Source organism: Citrifermentans bremense, from assembly GCF_014218275.1.
Classification (GTDB): Bacteria; Desulfobacterota; Desulfuromonadia; order Geobacterales; family Geobacteraceae; genus Geomonas; species Geomonas pelophila.
Genome location: NZ_AP023213.1, coordinates 1,515,046 through 1,532,494, shown reverse-complemented (window position 1 = coordinate 1,532,494; position 17,449 = coordinate 1,515,046). Strand labels below are relative to the sequence as shown.

Annotated in this window: 19 protein-coding genes; 7 read left to right on the top strand and 12 right to left on the bottom strand. The window is 54.8% G+C overall.

Annotated features, from left to right (window positions below):
* Positions 1-7: 7 nt before the first annotated feature.
* The 5 genes from GEOBRER4_RS06735 to GEOBRER4_RS06720 form a co-directional block, all read right to left on the bottom strand.
* Positions 8-1,555, bottom strand: coding sequence for a TIGR00341 family protein (locus tag GEOBRER4_RS06735; RefSeq protein WP_226377911.1), 1,548 nt, complete (start codon positions 1,553-1,555; stop codon positions 8-10).
* A gap of 46 nt (positions 1,556-1,601) precedes the next feature.
* Complete coding sequence (locus GEOBRER4_RS06730) at positions 1,602-2,936, bottom strand: glycoside hydrolase family 15 protein (protein WP_226377910.1); 1,335 nt, start codon at positions 2,934-2,936, stop codon at positions 1,602-1,604.
* A 42-nt stretch (positions 2,937-2,978) separates the two neighbouring features.
* Positions 2,979-3,392: a trehalase-like domain-containing protein gene (locus GEOBRER4_RS20425; RefSeq protein WP_226377909.1), complete on the bottom strand. Its 414-nt coding sequence runs from the start codon at positions 3,390-3,392 to the stop codon at positions 2,979-2,981.
* Positions 3,393-3,426: 34 nt separating this feature from the next.
* A complete protein-coding gene (locus GEOBRER4_RS06725) occupies positions 3,427-3,828 on the bottom strand; it encodes a MarR family winged helix-turn-helix transcriptional regulator (RefSeq protein WP_224981187.1) in 402 nt (133 codons plus the stop codon).
* Positions 3,829-4,649: 821 nt separating this feature from the next.
* Positions 4,650-5,156, bottom strand: coding sequence for a MarR family winged helix-turn-helix transcriptional regulator (locus tag GEOBRER4_RS06720; protein WP_185244752.1), 507 nt, complete (start codon positions 5,154-5,156; stop codon positions 4,650-4,652).
* An 870-nt stretch (positions 5,157-6,026) separates the two neighbouring features.
* Here GEOBRER4_RS06720 and GEOBRER4_RS06715 point away from each other — a divergent pair.
* The 3 genes from GEOBRER4_RS06715 to GEOBRER4_RS06705 all read left to right on the top strand — a co-directional run bounded on the left by GEOBRER4_RS06715 (position 6,027) and on the right by GEOBRER4_RS06705 (position 9,239).
* A complete protein-coding gene (locus tag GEOBRER4_RS06715) occupies positions 6,027-6,848 on the top strand; it encodes an IclR family transcriptional regulator (RefSeq protein ID WP_185244751.1) in 822 nt (273 codons plus the stop codon).
* A gap of 83 nt (positions 6,849-6,931) precedes the next feature.
* The gene (locus GEOBRER4_RS06710; protein WP_185244750.1) at positions 6,932-7,243 is read left to right on the top strand and encodes a DUF485 domain-containing protein; all 312 of its coding nucleotides are present in this window, start codon (positions 6,932-6,934) and stop codon (positions 7,241-7,243) included.
* A gap of 16 nt (positions 7,244-7,259) precedes the next feature.
* Positions 7,260-9,239 carry a solute symporter family protein gene (locus GEOBRER4_RS06705; protein ID WP_404813879.1) on the top strand — a complete coding sequence of 660 codons (1,980 nt, stop codon included), beginning with the start codon at positions 7,260-7,262 and terminating at the stop codon, positions 9,237-9,239.
* A 150-nt stretch (positions 9,240-9,389) separates the two neighbouring features.
* Here GEOBRER4_RS06705 and GEOBRER4_RS06700 read toward each other — a convergent pair whose 3' ends face one another.
* Positions 9,390-9,638, bottom strand: a complete 249-nt coding sequence (locus tag GEOBRER4_RS06700; protein WP_185244749.1) for a hypothetical protein — start codon at positions 9,636-9,638, stop codon at positions 9,390-9,392.
* Here GEOBRER4_RS06700 and pal point away from each other — a divergent pair.
* Positions 9,617-10,213 (top strand): peptidoglycan-associated lipoprotein Pal, encoded by a 597-nt coding sequence (gene pal / locus GEOBRER4_RS06695; RefSeq protein ID WP_185244748.1) that lies wholly within the window; start codon positions 9,617-9,619, stop codon positions 10,211-10,213. The two genes, GEOBRER4_RS06700 and pal, sit on opposite strands and share 22 nt — an antisense overlap.
* Before the next feature lie 31 nt (positions 10,214-10,244).
* A complete protein-coding gene (locus GEOBRER4_RS06690; protein WP_185244747.1) occupies positions 10,245-11,510 on the top strand; it encodes a chloride channel protein in 1,266 nt (421 codons plus the stop codon).
* Positions 11,511-11,815: 305 nt separating this feature from the next.
* On the opposite strand, the gene GEOBRER4_RS06685 is transcribed toward GEOBRER4_RS06690, so the two are convergent.
* From GEOBRER4_RS06685 to GEOBRER4_RS06670, 4 genes are read right to left on the bottom strand one after another with little or no spacing between them, the layout of a single operon-like run.
* Positions 11,816-12,199, bottom strand: a complete 384-nt coding sequence (locus tag GEOBRER4_RS06685) for a hypothetical protein (RefSeq protein WP_185244746.1) — start codon at positions 12,197-12,199, stop codon at positions 11,816-11,818.
* A gap of 24 nt (positions 12,200-12,223) precedes the next feature.
* Positions 12,224-12,694 carry a helix-turn-helix domain-containing protein gene (locus GEOBRER4_RS06680; RefSeq protein WP_185244745.1) on the bottom strand — a complete coding sequence of 157 codons (471 nt, stop codon included), beginning with the start codon at positions 12,692-12,694 and terminating at the stop codon, positions 12,224-12,226.
* Positions 12,695-12,710: 16 nt separating this feature from the next.
* The gene (locus GEOBRER4_RS06675; RefSeq protein WP_185244744.1) at positions 12,711-13,196 is read right to left on the bottom strand and encodes an HNH endonuclease signature motif containing protein; all 486 of its coding nucleotides are present in this window, start codon (positions 13,194-13,196) and stop codon (positions 12,711-12,713) included.
* Complete coding sequence (locus GEOBRER4_RS06670; protein WP_185244743.1) at positions 13,193-13,564, bottom strand: hypothetical protein; 372 nt, start codon at positions 13,562-13,564, stop codon at positions 13,193-13,195. Before GEOBRER4_RS06670 ends, GEOBRER4_RS06675 begins: the two co-directional genes overlap by 4 nt.
* A gap of 161 nt (positions 13,565-13,725) precedes the next feature.
* Between GEOBRER4_RS06670 and GEOBRER4_RS06665 the strand changes: the two genes are divergently transcribed.
* The gene (locus tag GEOBRER4_RS06665; RefSeq protein WP_185244742.1) at positions 13,726-14,082 is read left to right on the top strand and encodes a helix-turn-helix domain-containing protein; all 357 of its coding nucleotides are present in this window, start codon (positions 13,726-13,728) and stop codon (positions 14,080-14,082) included.
* A gap of 107 nt (positions 14,083-14,189) precedes the next feature.
* Here GEOBRER4_RS06665 and GEOBRER4_RS06660 read toward each other — a convergent pair whose 3' ends face one another.
* Both GEOBRER4_RS06660 and GEOBRER4_RS06655 read right to left on the bottom strand, forming a co-directional pair.
* Positions 14,190-15,017 carry an integrase domain-containing protein gene (locus GEOBRER4_RS06660; RefSeq protein WP_185244741.1) on the bottom strand — a complete coding sequence of 276 codons (828 nt, stop codon included), beginning with the start codon at positions 15,015-15,017 and terminating at the stop codon, positions 14,190-14,192.
* A 716-nt stretch (positions 15,018-15,733) separates the two neighbouring features.
* Positions 15,734-16,513 (bottom strand): metallophosphoesterase, encoded by a 780-nt coding sequence (locus GEOBRER4_RS06655; RefSeq protein WP_185244740.1) that lies wholly within the window; start codon positions 16,511-16,513, stop codon positions 15,734-15,736.
* Between the two features lie 624 nt (positions 16,514-17,137).
* On the opposite strand from GEOBRER4_RS06655, the gene GEOBRER4_RS06650 reads away from it, so the two are divergent.
* The gene (locus GEOBRER4_RS06650; RefSeq protein WP_185244739.1) at positions 17,138-17,362 is read left to right on the top strand and encodes a hypothetical protein; all 225 of its coding nucleotides are present in this window, start codon (positions 17,138-17,140) and stop codon (positions 17,360-17,362) included.
* The last annotated feature ends 87 nt before the right edge of the window (positions 17,363-17,449 follow it).

Below are 17,449 nucleotides of genomic sequence, written 5' to 3'. Positions count from 1 at the left end.
CATCACCTCACTTGTCATTGCGCACGACGCGCAGCGTGACCACGCCCCCCCCGCCGGGGGATTTGATCGTGGTCACCGCCTGCGCCGGTACCGCGAGCTGTTCAGTCAGATACCGCGAGAGAACGCTCTGCTCTCTCCCGCTCTCCTTCGGCCCGGTCACTATGAACCGGAACGCGGCTGGTCCCTCGGGAAGATGGCGCACCACTTCCAGTTCGTCTCTGCTTTGCCCCGCGAGGGAGCCATCCTTGGCGAAAACCATCGGCTTCAGCATCGGGGCGAGCGTGATTTGGAGCCGGACCGGGACCCCCAGCGCCCGCTCCAGCAGTCGGCTCAGCAGCAGACGTTCGTCTCGCGCCACCGGGTAGTCCCTGCCAAGCGTGGCGCTTACCAGCAGGGGCTCCTGGTCCCCACTGAAAGCGACGGTGGTCCGGCCGACCAGGCAGGGAGCGAGCGCCCCGGCAAGTTCCTGCTCGACCCGCGCCACAAGCGGCCTTACCTTCGCGGCGAGTTCCGCCGGGCTCTCCTTTGGCGCCTTTGCCTGCTCCAGCGCCCCCTTTGCGGTTTGATCCTTGAGCTGGCTTTCCGAGGCGACGATCACCTGTTCCAATTCCAGCCGCACCGGGCGCCGCACCTCCCGCGCCAGGTCCTTCTCGATCTCCTTTTGTGCAGGCTTGTTGAGGAAGCGTACCGTGTTGACCGATGCCATAACTAACAGCTGATCACCCTCCTGCCGGTACCGGTAATCCGTCAGGCGCGAGACGAGCTCCCGGTCCAGTTGGCTCCTGAGTACCCGCCCGATCCGCTTCTCGTTCTTTATCCTCGCCACGTCGGTTGCCAGCGTGTAGACCAGCGGGATGGAGATAAGGACGGAAAGTACAGTGATGACTGCCAGCCGGGTGCGGTGCGAGTGCTGGGGCTCCTCAACGTGACTGGTCCTGAAGCCGAGTATGAAAAAGACGATGTCGGAGCTCAGGATGATGGCGACGAAGTTGGTGAAGAACAGCAGGAAGCCCCCAAGGGCGAGCATCGGCTGCCAGGTTCCCAGGCCGTAGCCAGCCACGCTCAAGGGGGGGATGACTGCCGTCGCCACCGCGACTCCGGTCGAGGTGATCAGGTAGTTGCGCTTGGTGCAGAGCGCTATCGCCCCGGCGGCCCCCGATAGGGCCGCTATGAAGAGATCCAGGATGTTGGGCCTCACCCGGGACAGGATCTCGGCCGTCGGCTCTTTCAGGGGGGAGAGCAGCGCCACCAGCGCGCTCACCGCAACGGTCAGGGCAACGCTGATCCCCAGCGTACGAAACGTGCGCTTGGCGAGGGCGAGATCCCCAATGGTGAAGGAAAGGCTCGACGAGATGATGGGCCCCATGAGGGGCGAGATCAGCATGGCCCCGATGACGACGGCGACACTGTTGATGAGCAGCCCCAGCAGGGCGATCAGCGCGGCCAGGATCAGCATGACGTAGTAGACCCAGGAGCCGTCGACGGAGGCCGCCACCTCCTTCATCACCTCGCGGTGCTGCACCATCCCGGCCTTCAGCGCCAAGAACGCCTTCATCTTGCCTCGGTATAGTCCCGTGCCGCTTCCGTACATCGCTCTATCCTTAAAACGCGGTGTCCCACCGTTTGGAGAGTCGGATGGCCGCGTTGATGAGCCCAACCATGCTGTAGGTCTGGACGAAGTTGCCCCACTGTTCTCCGGTCGCGACATCGACGTGCTCGGCCATGAGGCCGTGCCGGTTGTGGCGGGCCAGCAGGTTCTCGAAGAGCTGACGCGCCTCGTCGGTGCGCCCGAGGGCGGCCAGGGCGTAGATGTACCAGTAGGTGCAGACGATGAAGGCGTTTTTTGGGGTGCCGAAGTCGTCATCCTCCACGTAGCGGAAGATGTAATCTCCGCGGCGCAATTCCCGCTCGATGGCAGCGACGGTGGAGGCAAAGCGCGGGTCGTCGGCGGCGAGGAAACCGACGTCGTGGATGAGCAGCAGGCTCGCGTCCAAAGTCTCCCCCTCGAAGGCCGCGGTGAAGCTCTTCTTCTCCGCATTCCAGCCGTGCCGGCAGACCGTCTCGTGGATGCGCTGCGCCTGGGCCTGCCAGTAGGCGGCCCGCTCCCTGAGCCCCAACTGGGCGGCTATCCTCTCCAGCCGGTCGCAGGCCGCCCAGCACATGATGCTGGAGAAGGTGTGCACCCTGCGGCTCCCCCGCAGCTCCCACAACCCCGCGTCGGGCTGGTCATGCACCTGGATCGCCATCTCCCCCAGTGGCTCCAGGCGGTAAAACAGGGTGGTATCGCCGCGCTGCATTAGGCGGTGATCGAAGAAGACATGGGTCACCGCCAGGACCGCCGAACCATAGACGTCGTGCTGGACCTGCAAGCAAGCCTGGTTCCCCACCCGCACCGGCCCCATGCCTCGGTAGCCCGGCAGCGACGGCATCTCCTTCTCCTCGAGGTTGCTGTTGCCGTCGATGCCGTAGACGGGCTGGAGGTAGCCACCATCGCTCCCGGCCACCACGTTGACCAGATAACGCAGGTAGCGCTCCATGGTCTTGGTGGCGCCGAGCCGGTTCAGCGCGTTGACCACGAAGTAGGCGTCGCGCAGCCAGCAGTAGCGGTAGTCCCAATTGCGCCCCGAGTCGGGCGCCTCCGGTATCGAGGTGGTGAGGGCGGCGGCGATGGCGCCGGTATCCTCGAAGGCGTTGAGCTTCAGCGTGATGGCCGCCCTGATCACCTCGTCCTGCCACTCAAACGGTATGCCCAGATCCCGCACCCATTCCTGCCAGTAGGCGACGGTCTCCTTCTTGAAACGGTGCGCGAGCTCCGAGACATTCTCATGCACCGTCTCGTCCGGGCCCAGGACGAGGTTGAGCTCGTCCTCGAGCAGCACCGGAAGTTCCTGCAGAATGGCGGTGACGGAAGCGTCGGTGGAAAGGCGCAGCACCATGTACGGGGAAACGTAGCGGATGTGGTGGCTGCCGTAGGTGAACTAGCCGCGCTCGGCGCCGTAGTTGCGGGCTGGGCGCACCCGGACGACCACCCTCGGTGTCCCGTGCAGTCGGCGCAATTGCCTGACCAGCATGATAGGGGTGAAGATCCTGCCGTACTGCCGAAAGCGGGGCGCGAAGTCGGTCACCTCGACCGCGCCCCCCCGGGAATCGGTCATCGTGGTGACGAGGACCGCCGAGTTGGGGAGGTAGTGCTGCTCGCTCGCCACCTGGTCCACGAGTTCGATGCCGCAGTAACCGATCCCCTCGCCCGGTTCGTGTTCCTGCAACAGGGAGCAAAAGACCGGGTCGCCGTCGAAGCGGGGCAGGCAGTACCAGACGATCTCCGCCTGTGTGTCGATGAGCGCGCCGACCTGGCAGTTGCCGATCAGCGCAAGGTCAAGAGAATGCTTCATAGGGAGCTTCCTCCATCGTTTTCGGGGGGGATGCTCAGCTGTGCAGTGGCTGCGGCATCAGGTGCTCCGCCCCCAGTATCTTTACCATGTGCTGCATCCCATCGATGACGCGGTTGAATTCTTCTTCTTCAAGCGCTGATAGCCCGTTTACAAGCATGATCTGGGCAACCTCCGGTGCCTTGGCGACGACCCCCCTGCCCGCTTCTGTCAGTTCTAGGTCGACCGCACGGCGGTCCTGCTTCGACCGGGTTCGGCTCACCAGTCCCTTTGCTTCTAGACGGTCCAGTATCCCTACCACCGTAGCCGGTCGCAGGTACATCTGCCGGGCCAGCTCGGAGACACGCAAACGAGCCTGTTTGTCGAGGATCTTCAGGGCCCATAGCTGCGGCCCGGTAAGTTCGGTCTCTTTTTCGGCGCTGCGTGAGTACTCACCCACGGCCTGGAAGATCCTCCTTAAGTTGTCAATAACTTGCGAAATCTGCTCACTGCGTCCCATGCTGTACTCCAAAGATTTGGTTATAATGTTAGTGAAACGAATAATTAGCTTTACAAATTATACTGGGGTTTCTAAGAAGAGTCAAGTTGATCGGACAACTCCCATAGCCTCATAGCGATGTATAACCTGCAAAGCATTGGTCATGTGCTGGCGAGTCTACTCATTCAGTACGTGATCCACGATTAGATGCCAGGATGCCAAAGGTTGAGTCAGCTGTAACAAACTGAAGGGTTGAAAAATGGCGTTTGAGTTCGCTCAAGCCGCTTCGTGTCAACGCTTATGACTCCTACCTTGCAACGACGGGTAATATTCTTTGTTTTCACGCGGGAAGTTATGTATGAAGTCTGGCGGCTGGCGGCACTCTGGTGGCTGATGGAGAAGGTCAAAACTCTACAGGTCAGGCAAAGCGTAATGGCCCACAATTGCCGAGAGAGCATCGCGCTATTCGTTGTTACAGGATGTGAGCCATAGCTAGCCAGTGAAGGCACGGGGAGTATGGCGGAGGCGTATATGCTGATGTGCGAACTGCAGGAATGCAGCTCAGCCTACGGCCGGCCGACCTTTGCGCGCACCAATAGCAGACCACCGCCCAACCAGCTCCTCATTCGCTCCCAAAATCGCCACCAGTTTAGCTGTCGGAATGTCGCGTCCGGCATTTTGCGTATTGCCGCTGGCGCGGATTTTTTGTTGGGTTGCAGACTTGGAAAGGAAATCACTCCCCACAATACCGCACCGGTAGTTGTAATCAATAGTTTCTAGGGTCATTTCGGAACGGAACGACCTGGTAGGTTGATTTCCGATGAAAGTAGGAGTTTGGGAGGGACCTCTTGAGCGCCCAGGATTTCGACAAGCCGTTCGAGATCTACCGACATGCGCAGTAGTTGCTCGTGCTCAAGAGTCTCAAGTCCCCTGACGAGCAGCCCCTGAGCCACTTCCGGGGCATTGACGATGAGATTTTTTCCATGCTCAGTCAACTCTATCTTCACAACACGCCTGTCCTCCCGTGAGCGCATGCGCGATACCAGCCCCCGTCCTTCTAGCCGGTCTACGACCCCCACAACAGTGGCAGGATGAAGGTACATCCGTCGCGCCAGTTCCGAGACCTTCAAGGGGCCTCTCTCCGCTATCACCTTTATAGCCCATAGTTGTGGTCCGGTCAGTCCCGTCTCCCGTTCCGCCTTCTTTGAGTATTCGTTGACTGCCTGAAACACGCGACGGATGTTATCGATGATTTCGCCTACGACGATGGCCTTTTCGCGCTCTTTCATAAGCCCCTCTGGTCTGGAAGTTTCTCGTGGTATATCACAGCTGGTTGCACGTAGAAAGTGATTTCCAATAATGAGTTGATTCACGTTCGAAACGCCCAAACACCTTGTCCTGACGCTGCCATGCCGTTGCACGAATGTCAGAATGTTTGGTTAAAATGTCACATAAAAACAACATTTTGCTGTCTGCTAGATTGTGGTGCAACTTTTTTGTTGCAAAAATATAAAATCACGTTATATTTTACATAAGTTGCTATACCAAAAATTTGAGCACAAACGATCTGGTTATGCAAAGAAGACTCCTTTTGACATTATCAATTGTTGCACCAGTGTTCTTCCTCGTCATTTTGGGGATGAGGAATCCTGCGTTGGAGCATAACCATGGTCCCAAGCAACGGCCACGCGCGGTCGTTGAAAAAATTTCGAAAGCACCCGCTGTAAAATCGTGCAACCAGCAGTGGGAATTGGAACTCTCTCCACCAGTCGTCGTTGTTGCGTCCCTAGTCGAAATCAAAGACCTCGTCACGCTTCAGCCTATCGGCGCCCTTGCCGCTTTCCCCGTTTCACTCCACTCAAGAGCTCCTCCGTCACTCGCCTCCGCATTGTCTTAGCACCGCTTTGATGCCAATTACAGAATAGGTGCCACAGCCACAGCCCATTAAGCTTCCTGAAGGGCCCCTCACTTCATCCTCCCTTTGGTCAAAGGCGATGAACTGGGGCTGCGACTTCGCTCGTCGGCTGTCTCCGTGACCCAATACGGACAGTTGCGCGCTTATGCGGTGGTGGGGCAGGACCTGCCTCCGATGTCCAACTTACGATTAGGACCCGCCATTCGACGTCCCGATTGGGCGGTGTCTCTAATAAGAGGTCGCCATGCGAGAAACCGATACAAATTACACTATCCGTAACGTCAAAAAGGCTTTGGAATTGCTGGAGAAACTGGCAGAAAGTTCCGAAAAAATTCCGCTTCAATCGCTGGCCGATGGCATTGGATTCAGCAGAAACAAGACCTTCCGCCTGTTGGCCACCCTGATCGAAAAGGGCTTGGTAGAACGCGACTCGATAACCGGAGAGTACCAGCTTGGCGCAAGGACCATCGCCCTCGGTCGCAAACTTGCCGATAGCTCGAACCTCGCCAGGCATACTAGAGAGATCCTTCGAGAGCCTACCGACGGCTCGAACCTTGTAACCTATGCCCATCCGATCATGGAGAACCTCGCCCGAAAACATGATGAAGCGGTCTATATGACTGTCATTAAGGACAACGAGGTGCTGTTCCTCAACATGGTCGACTGCGACAGGCTGATCAAGGCGCAACCATTTATCGGAAGGAAATTCCCGTTTTTCACCAACGCCGCGGGAAAGGTCATGAAGGCGGTTGAATCATGGGATTTACTGGAGCGGATCTGCAGACGGGACGATGGACGGGGAAGTCAGCCTGACCTGGAAAAACTGGCGAGCGAACTGCAAGAAATCAGAGTCACTGGAGTCGCCGTCGACGACGGCGGATTGGGGGATGGCGTTATCAGTGTTGCGGTAGCTGTCCGTGACTACGCAGGGAAGGTGATTGGCGCCATCACCTTGCTTGCCCCCTCCTTCAGAATGCTGGCGGAACGGGTCGAGCACGAGATAATCCCATCCCTTCAGGAGGGAGCAAGCCTCCTTTCCGCCAGGTTCGGGTATCTTCCCGCATGAAATAAAAGCATCGATATCACACTCCTGGAAGCAGAATCTTTATCCACCCAAGCTGCGCAACCTTTTCAAAAGGAGGAACCACCATGGCAGAAAAAAAGTATGACTGGTCGGCAATCGCCAGGAACCCGAAGTTCGTGGAGTTACACCACAAAAAATCGGCCTTCCTTTTCGGATGGTGGATTTTTTCCTGCGCCTACTATTTCATGCTGCCTATCGGCGCAGCTTACACCCCGGGAATATTCAGGGTAAAAGTACTCGGCCCCGTGAACGTAGGGTATGTCTTTGCACTCTCCCAGTTCTTCGTCTCCTGGGGGATCGCCCTGTACTACTCGCACGTTGCGAACAAGGATTTCGACCGGCTCACGCGGGAACTCATTGACGAGTTACACAAATAACCACAGGAGGCTTGCCATGACTTTGAAGAAGATCATTATCGCAGCATCTCTGGCCCTCTCCCTCGCTGCCGTTGCGTTTGCGGAGGAACCGTCCAAGGTAACTGCAGCATCGGGTTCGAACTCCGCCTTAACTGCACCCGCTGGCTCCGGCGCTACCGCAACTGCGGCAACCACCACCCAAACGCCCGCTGCCGCGGCTGTGGCTCCGGTCAAGCACAAGGAGCTTAAGGCGAACAAGGCCATCACCATATCCATGTTTGCAGTAATAATCGCCATCACCATGGCCGTCGTGGTCAAGGCCGCCAGCAAGACAAAGAGCGCGGCAGACTTCTACGCTGCCGGCGGGGGAATCACAGGCACCCAAAATGGCTGGGCCATCGCCGGCGACTACATGTCAGCGGCCTCGTTCCTCGGTATCTCCGGCCTCATATCGCTGTACGGCTATGATGGTTTTATGTATTCGGTAGGCTGGCTAGTCGCCTATATCACAGTCCTTTTGATAGTCGCAGAGCCATGTCGCAATGCGGGGAAATACACACTCGGTGACATTCTTTCCTTCAGAACTTCACCCAAGCCAGTGCGGGCATTTGCGGCCATCTCAACCGTTTCTGTTTCAACCTTCTATTTGACTGCCCAGATGGTCGGTGCAGGCAAATTAATGGCCCTCCTGGTGGGCATACCCTACAAAATCTCCATCATAGGCGTCGGCATTCTTATGGTCGGCTACGTCGTCTTCGGCGGTATGACCGCCACCACCTGGGTACAGATCATCAAGGCCGGGCTTCTGATGACCGGCGCCTTCCTCCTCTCCGTGCTTGTCATGGCTAAGGCTGGCTTTAATCCGATTGGCTTCTTCGACACCATCGTCAGCAATCCGAATATCCAGGACCATGTCTCGAAGATGGTTCTAAAGGATGGGATTATCATGAACGGCATGGATGCAGGTCAGCGCTTTCTCGAGCCGGGCCTCTATCTCAAGAACCCACTTGATCAGATCTCGCTGGGCATGGCACTCGTACTCGGCACCGCCGGAATGCCGCACATCCTGATGCGCTTCTTCACCGTACCGACCGCCCAAGCGGCTAGAAAATCCGTAATCATAGCCATGTTCATCATCGGCGGCTTTTACATCCTTACCACTCTTCTCGGTTTCGGCTCAGCCATCCATCTCACTCCGCAAGGGATAACTGCCGTCGACAAGGGCGGCAACATGGCGACACTGATGCTGGCCCAGCAGATGGGGGCGGATATCTCCCCTATTATCGGTGACCTTTTCCTTGCTTTCCTCTGCGCCGTCGCCTTCGCGACCATCCTCGCTGTTGTCTCCGGTTTGGTACTTGCCGCTTCTGCGGCAATCGCCCACGATATATACGTCAACGTGATCAAGGATGGTCATGCGGATCAGCATGAGCAGGTATTTGCGGCCCGTGTCACCTCCTTCGTAGTCGGGGCCTGTGGCATACTGATCGGCATCGCCGCTGAAAAGCAGAATGTCGCTCACTTGGTGGCGCTTGCCTTTGCCGTGGCGGCTTCCGGCAACTTGCCTGTCGTCGTCCTCTCGCTGTTCTGGCGCAAGTTTAATACTGCCGGTGTCATTTCAGGCCTAATTGTTGGTACGGTAGCTTCCATCGCGTTGGTAATGGTGTCCCCCAACATGACCTATCCGAAGGTAGTCGCTGCTGGCGCAAAAAAGGTTGTCGCGGCAATACAGCAGAAGCAGGCGGCGCTGCCTCCAGGTGCCACGCTCTCCGAAAACGATGCCAAGGCACTTGCCAAGGCAATGGAAGATGCCAAACAGGATGGTACCTCAATGGTGGGCCTTGAGAGGCCACTGTTTAGTCTTAAAAACCCTGGGATCATCTCGATCCCTCTTGGCTTCATGGCTGCAATTATCGGCTGCCTTGCCTTCCCAAGTAGGCGCTCTGAGGAAATGTTTGATGAAGTGTACGTTCGCCAGAACACTGGTCTCGGCATGGCCAAAGCCATCGACCACTAGGGGGCGTCGACAACTGGCAAGGCAGGCTGGAGAGGGTAACCTCTCCAGCCTCTTTTTGTTTGCAGGCAGTGGTCACACATCCTGTGAGCCATGCCGTTTCTCGCCTGATCACATGCAGCAACAACACCATCGCAAAAGGCACTCTACAGGCTACCCAATCACAATACGCCAAATCGGCTGCATTCCTGCGTGGAACGTTCCGCGAAGATTGATGATAACCTCATCAACCTTGCTCCTTGGAGGCATCGCGGCACCAGGAATGCTTGACAAAAAGATTTGCATAGCAAATAATTCGTTTTGCAAATCATGTTGTAATTTTAGCTTAGCGTCAAAACACTTTGTCGCATTATCAATGCGGTAATTCACATGAGGCGGTAATGAAAAGAAAAGTTCTGGCATTGGTAGTCTTGGGTTTCGTCGCCATCGGGGTCAGCGGCTGCGCCAAACACGAAATGGTAAAAGCCGAGCCCCCTATAGTGCCGTTAGAAGCAGTAGCAAAGCCGCCTGTAAAAGCTGAGGCGACGCTGACGCAGGTCGCCGCACCGCTAAAAATTCAGCCGACCCAGATAAATGATGAATCCTTGCCCACCCCTCTACCTGCTCAACTAGAACCAATTTCACAGGCTGGTGAATTGAAGGTGTCCCTCCAGGAAATATACTTTGACTTTGACTCCTCCTCGTTGTCCAAGGACGCTCGAGAAACCCTAGTAAAAAATGCAGACATTTTGAAAAAGGCCCCTGACATCAAGATCCAGATAGCAGGCCACTGTGACGAGCGTGGCTCAGATGAATATAACCTTGCATTAGGAGAAAAACGTGCCAAGGCCGCCAGAAACTACCTAACTGAACTGGGGATTCCTACCGATCGTCTTTCTGTGATCAGCTACGGCGAAGAGAGGCCAGTTGATCCGGGTCACAACACGACAGCATGGGCCGCGAACCGTCACGATGAGTTCGTTGTGTCAGAAAAGTAACAAGAATGGTGGCAGGCGGAATCCCTTCAAAATGAGTTTGAAACGTAAAACATATCTTCAGTTAGCAGTGTGGACTGCGGCAGCTCTCGTTGGTGGTGCTGCTGCTCTTTTTGCGCACGTTATTTCCTATGTGCAGGGATGGTATTTCCATATCTTCGCCGGTCACCCTTATATGGTCACAGTGGCGACCCCCCTTCTCTTTGTCGGCGCCACATTAGTTGTCCAGTTTTTTGGCCCGGATGCAAAGGGGAGTGGGATTCCGCAGGTATTGGAGGCAATCGACCAGGTCCACGACAAAAAAGTTAGCGATCCCCCCTGGGTAAGTTCACTTGTCTCCCTGAAGACTGCTGGCGTCAAAGTGGTCTCAAGTTTGATCGGGACTCTTTCTGGCGCCTCGATCGGTCGTGAGGGGCCAACGGTGCAGATAGCCGCATCCATTTTTGCGTGGATAGGGCGTATCACCCGACGGATTGTGCCAGAAGTTGATTTCCAGACGTTCCTTACAGCCGGTGCCGCTGCGGGAGTCGCGGCTGCCTTCAATGCTCCTCTTGCAGGTATCGCGTTCGCCATAGAGGAAGTGACTGAAGGTATTCTCGGCAGGTTTCGCGAGATGATCATGCTGGCGGTTATACTTTCTGGTATCGCGGCACTTGCCATCTCTGGGAACTATCTTTATTTCGGACATCCTGCTGTTTCCAGTCCAAGCCTGGCTTTGTTTCCAGAAACACTATTATTAGGAGTTGTTGGAGGGGTAGCAGGGGGGGCATTCGCACGTGTTCTTGCATTTCCGTCCATGGTGAATCTGCCCGATCAAGCATGGAAAAAGGCACTGTACTGCGGGATTCTTTGTGCAGCTATCGGGCTTTTAAGCGATGGCTCGACAGCTGGTTCAGGATACGAGATCACAAGAAAATTTCTTGAAAGTCCATCCATCGATCAATGGCCGGTTTTTTTCGGAATAGAGAAGTTTTTTACCACCGTGCTCTCCTACCTTTCTGGCATGGCAGGGGGGATTTTCTCGCCGTCTTTATCAATTGGCGCAGGCCTAGGCTTCACCGTCGCCAAACTCTTTCATTTTTCCAACTTCAAGGTTTGCGCGCTGTTAGGGATGGTGGCGTTTTTCTCGGGAGCAATCCAAGCTCCGCTTACCGGCGTTATCATCATCATGGAGATGACAGACGAACATATCCTTATCATTCCTTTCCTCCTAGCAGCATATCTAGCCAGAAGAATCGGAAAGATTTTTATGCCAGTTCCGTTATATCGGTTTCTCGCAAACAAAAATCGGGAAGGGTAAATTTTCGTTATCTGGCTTCTGCGGCAGGTGTCCACCACCACAGTTGCAATCGTTGCCGGTTTTGGTGAACCATACAGTGTATCCGAAGCTGCTCTTGCAATTCTGGATGCATACTAGCAGGCTATGTTTCCGGCTCATTAAAGGGAAAAGAGCAGTAGAGGTGACATCGAGGGGTGACATTTGCGTCGTGAACAAATCAAGGGCTTGCGGCTGGCGCTGTAAGCCCTTGATTCATTGACCGGAATACTGGAGTAGAACATCCGCCCCCTGCTCACCGATGCAGGCGTGCTAATCCAGTGTATCTTTCATACCTGCCTATCATCAGGTGCCGACTCCTCGTACATTTCCGAGACCTCTACTTGCGCATCAACACCATTTACCCTGCACCAAGCTCCCCACACATAGTCACCATCCGGATCATAGCCCGACCTGCCCGTGAGCACGTACACGCGTCCAGATCTCGTTACACATTTCCTTGTCTCCGGATCATAGGAGGCAATGGCGGTGCTCACCCGGCCCTCATAGTCATACCGGTTATAACCGACAATGTGCCGCTCACCTGCACATGGTCCTTCAAGCACCTCGATAACCCGCCAACGCTCTATGACGACCTCAGGCTGCTCTGGCACTGAAGGGGTTTTCCAGAACCCACCAATGATGAGCATTTCGCTTTCCTTCTTTTCGGTCATATACCTTTCTCCTTTCCCGCGTAGTTATGCTTCCACTCCAATATCGTGTGCAAAAACATAAAACATCCGGACGCCCAACAGCCGCTCCAGATAGCGCTGCTGCATGAGACGCGCATCCCGAAGGGAGTTGAGCAGTTTGTGATCAGTTCTACGTCCTTTTGACAATTCCTTTTCCAGCTTGAACATATGGCCGAAGGCCTGGTTCAAAGCGGTGCCGTAGAAAACGTCCACATCCAGCTGCCTTGCGGGCAACGCCATATGCCGATCCTCCGACCAATGATCCAACAACAGCTTCGCAGTTGCTGTGAAGACATAGCTGGGGATGTGACGGTGCCGGAACTCCCACTCGCTGACCCGCGTCTCGGGGACAGGGGAATATGGGATTCCCTGGGAGTAAATGGCAATCTGTTGGCCCATTTGCTTCATGGTAAGGTCCAAGGTCTGCCTGATCTTCCTGATATCGACCGGGACAATCTGCTTTTGCTGCATTTTCATAGTCATCCTCCTTGTTTCATTCTCCGAACCAGTATTTTCTAAGCTCATCCAGGCGTGTTGCGCGCACCACATGTTCCTGAGTCAGTTCCAGCCTGCGCACTGCGTGAAGAAGCCCATTACACTCGTTTGACAGCTCGCGAAGCCTCACGTGGAGTTCCCTGTGCAGTCTTGGTGGCAGTGCTACAAGGTTCAAAGGATCGTTGTCGTCCTTCCGCTCGTTTACATGGTGGACAACCCATCCCTTCGGAACCTTTTTCCCGTTTACCATTTCCCACACGATGATGTGCTCCATTCGCCGGACTACCGTTTTCCCAACGCGAAGAAGCCGCTCTATGTAACCACTCGAAGTTACAATCGTGCGTGCTTTCTCGAACCAAGCAGGGTCACCGCTGTCGATAGAGAGTTCGGCAGCATATGCGGGCGCGACAACCTGCCTGCCTTTACCGTCGACACCGTTTTTTTCAGAGCGATGCTTGTTGCGAGCAACAGCCAGAACCGTCATGCCAGCCCCCCCATTGCTCCGTAAAGCATCTTTGCTTCTGCAAATGCCCTGCTGTTCAAGAACTGATACCCGCCAAAGTCGAACAGCGGCACCTCAGGCACCCCTTTGACGCGATCGTGTACCATCTGGATTTTGATCCGGAATTCCATAAGGAACGCGACCACCTCCCGCCGGGAACTCGGCGGGGGAAGATTTGCCTTTTTCCTGCTCAGCCGCAAACCCTGCTCCGCGACTTCGAGAAAATCACGTGTCTGGTTAGTTGCCAGATTGTGCAGGACATCGGCCACCTCCGGATCAAGCTGGTCCAAGGTCATCTCCATGTTCTGCCCTATCCATTGCCGCACATCCTTTTTCCTAGTCATGTTCATGGTTCTCTCCCATTCATCGAGGTTCTGAAAGCGTTTGTTTCGCCCTCCTCAATTGTTCACAAATGCTATTATATCACTTCGCGTACGTTAACACAATAACAAAAGTTCGCGTATGTGAACATCTTCTTGATACCCATCTGGCGCTATGCTAAAAATGGTGCATGGAAAAGATCACCGACCAGCAGATGTTCATCGACCGCTTGCGCGACAACATGGTGTCCAAAGGATTTAGCCAAGCTGCCCTTGCCAGAGCCGCGGAACTCTCCCCGGCTGTCCTCAGCATGTACTTTTCCGGCACCCGAACCCCAAATAGGGAGGCGCTCATGCGCCTTGCCAATGCGCTCGATTGCTCAGTTGACTACCTCGTGGGGCGCAAATCGAGGTCCGAAATCGAAGACTTGGTTCAACATGAAAAGATTCAGGAACTTATCGCGGAGTTCAGCGCACTTTCCGCCCATGACCAAAACCGCATCATGGATATGATCCGCCTGCTGCGTGCCGGTTCCACATCTGAATAGCCCCCACCGCCCTTCATCCACAAAAAAACGGGGCTCGCCCGCCACTGCTTTGCAGTGACAGACGAGCCCCGTTCACGTTGTGATGGCTCCAATACTTGTTTGATTGCCTACCGGCAATAGTGCGAGATGACATCGGTTCTGCCATGCCCGAGATCCATTGCAATGGCCTCGCGTTCGACGCCAGCCTCTTTCAAAGCCTGCGCGTACCCATGCCTGGCAAGGTGCGCATTCGCACCATTCTCTTTCGTGGCACCCGCGCGATGAAGAGCATTACGCTGGAAGTCATATGCCTCTTTAAGGGTCATGCCGGCGGGGATCAAGGATTTTGCGCCCGTCGCGGTCAAATATTCTTTCAAAGCAGCCACAGCTGCAACTTTTTCAGGTGTATCAACTGTAAGGCTTCGAGGCCGACCGCCTTTTGTACCTTCGATCTTGAGTAAAGTCCGGCCAAGGGTATCAGTAAAGGTGGTTTTGGTGAGAAGACTTTCTTTCACCCGGGTGCCAAAGGAAACACGAAGGTCATGCGCGACTCCCAACCACTCCGCCTTTTCGTAGAGGGCTTGGCGTACCTCCAACATCTTTTCCACGTTCGGCACTTTCGGCTGGAGGCGAGTGCCGGCTCTGGAACCTCCCAATGGTGCGTTGTCTCGAGCCACGATATTGGCCTTCCCGATAGCACCGGCGAGCGTCCTCATTGCCGTAGCATACCCGCTGATAGTTGATGGAGACAGCCCTTCGGAATTGAGCTTTTCAAAAAAGTCATTCACGAGCTTGCTGCCGATCTGATTCATATGCTGGTAGCCCCTTTGGGCAGCGAACTCAGCAATGCGATTCAGGTTCCCCAGGAGTTTTTCCCGCGTCAGCGACGCCCCCGACCAATTCTTCCCTACCACGTTCCGCGCTTCCTGCTGCAGTTTCTCAATGTGCGTTCCCATAATCGACCTCCCGTAAGTGATGTGCTGCTGCATGCGCCCCTGATTTAGCAATCAGGGGCGCATGCAGCAGCACACCGCCTAGCCCCAGCAGATGCTGTTGAGTGTAGGTGTCTATGGTCTTCAGTTTGAAAACCACCGAACGCGGGCCATACTGGTCCGCGCCGCCGCAAGTTTTAGCCTCGTCTCGTAAGGCGAGGATCCCCATCAGGGGCATTCCTGCGTGACATTTGCCGCCCCGATCGCAATCGGGACAGGCTGGGGATGAGTCATATGGAAACGCGCAACGCGCGGAATTGTACTAGTGCAGGGTGACGGGAAGATCGAAATTGAGAATTTCGAAGTGCGCCGAATCTCTCAGAGATTCGGCGCTAACATGTTGGCAGCATTGTGGAATTGCCGGCCGTCTCTTTCTCACGCTACGCTTGATGAAAGAGACGGCCGCCTCCTTATGCAGCAGCAACACTGGTTGGGGGGGGCAGGATAGACGGCCCGCGAAAAACTGCGGTCCGGCAAGCTGTCGCTTGCATTAGGGGAGAGCATCAAAAATGCATTTTGATGTCACAGTGGAGACATGAAGGTGGCAATTGAATCCGGCCTGACAGCACCTTCTCAATGCACACCAAAGCAGATTCTTGAAGGAGGGAGCCCTCAGGCTCACTTTCTACCTGAGGGCATTCTTGTACGAGAGCCACTGCAATCCCAGTAGCTCCATCCCTTCAGGAGGATGACTGTATTTCAGGGGCTGTGTTTTTCGCCAGCCGCTTTACCGTATTATAGTGGCACGTGAGTTTGCCCACCTGCTTGTCGATATGCAGGTGGCCGAAATGCCAACTTCCAAAGGTCAGTCGCTCGTACAACTTTTGCAATATGTCCTCGGTCGGGTCAGAACCATGTCCCGATTTAAATTGCGGGCGCAGACTGGCCGGACATGTGTGGGTTACGATGTGATCGACAACCCAACCTACCCTGTCCAAGTTGCGGCAGGCGTTGTCATAATCTTCTTGTGTTGGCAGTTCTTCCGGCCACCAATTTATCCCCTCCTTTCGGGGTGGTAGGTAGTCATAGCCACCTTCCCAACCAAGCGAGGGTATCTTGGCGCCGAACCGGTCATTGCTGGTTGCTCCACCAAAAGCGAGAAATGTCTCACCTTCGATTGTGAAGACCTCACCGCGTTTGAGATAGAAAACATTCTTACGGACTTGGTAGGCGTGGCCACCGTACAGATCCACCAGGGGAAACTCTCCGCCGAACAGCCGCGCGAAGTTTTCATGATTCCCGTCCACGGCCAACCAAGTCACCCGCTGCCGAAGTCGTGATTCAAGAAAGTAATCCTCCTGGCGCCTATGGTCCTGATTCAGGTGGTAGTCGTGGTACCAGACCCCACCCAAATCGCCACAGCACAGCACAATATCGCCTTTTTTCGCAGGTTTGAAATTCGCAGACGACACATGCCAAGAGGTTTCGCCGCCGTGCAAGTCGCCGGTAACATAGATCATGGTCGTCCCTTCATTTAAGGAAGGTGCGGGGTTACGTCACATAACAGCAGTAGCGTTAACCGCAACACAAAGAAACTAAATCATCGCCACGTGTTCCCCAAAAGATGCTTGGCGGAGTGCATCTTTCACCTGGCCCCGGTTTGGGAGTTGATACCGGGAGCTGTAAATCCGTAACGGAAATAAAAAACTGAAGAGAGTTTAAACCTCTCGAAACATCGACGTCAGTAAGCCCACCCAAGCATTGCTCTTCAGCAATTTCTATAGGGTGAGTGACTCAAGAGGGACAGGCTTGAACTATCTCGAGCCACGCTGCAATCCACCGCAAAAAGCTGAGGCGTTTCCTCTTACAAAGACAATAGCCCAACTATTTCGGATTTTGCAAGACATTTTTACTACTAAAATATTTTTTGCATTACAGATACCAAATTTGGTATCTTTCGGTCAAATGTGTAAATGGATTAGACACAGATCAAACAATTTTATTAGCAATTTTTTGATACCATTTTTGGGTTTTTTTCAATATCAAAATTTTTAACTGGTTGCTGGCCTGCACAATAACAGTAAACAACTCACAGTGTACTTGCTATGTCAACATTGCAAGTGGCACATCAAACGGAGACTGTTATGAAAAACAACACCGCAACCAAAGAAACCCAGGCAAAGGAATCAGTATTTATCACTCCCGAGCAACTGGCATTGCGCTGGCACTGTGCCCGAACCAGCGTCGACAGGATCGTAAGACGTGAAAATCTGTCACGCGTCTGCCTCGGAACCGGGAAAAATGGCATGGTACGTTTCCTTCTCAAGGAGATCCTGGATTACGAGGCGTCGAGAACGGTTCAAGCCTGAATCAATGGCATATGCATCACCATGGAGCAAGTGGCAGACGAGACCGACTCGTCTCGCCTGTCACGACGCCTATCTGTCTGTTGCACA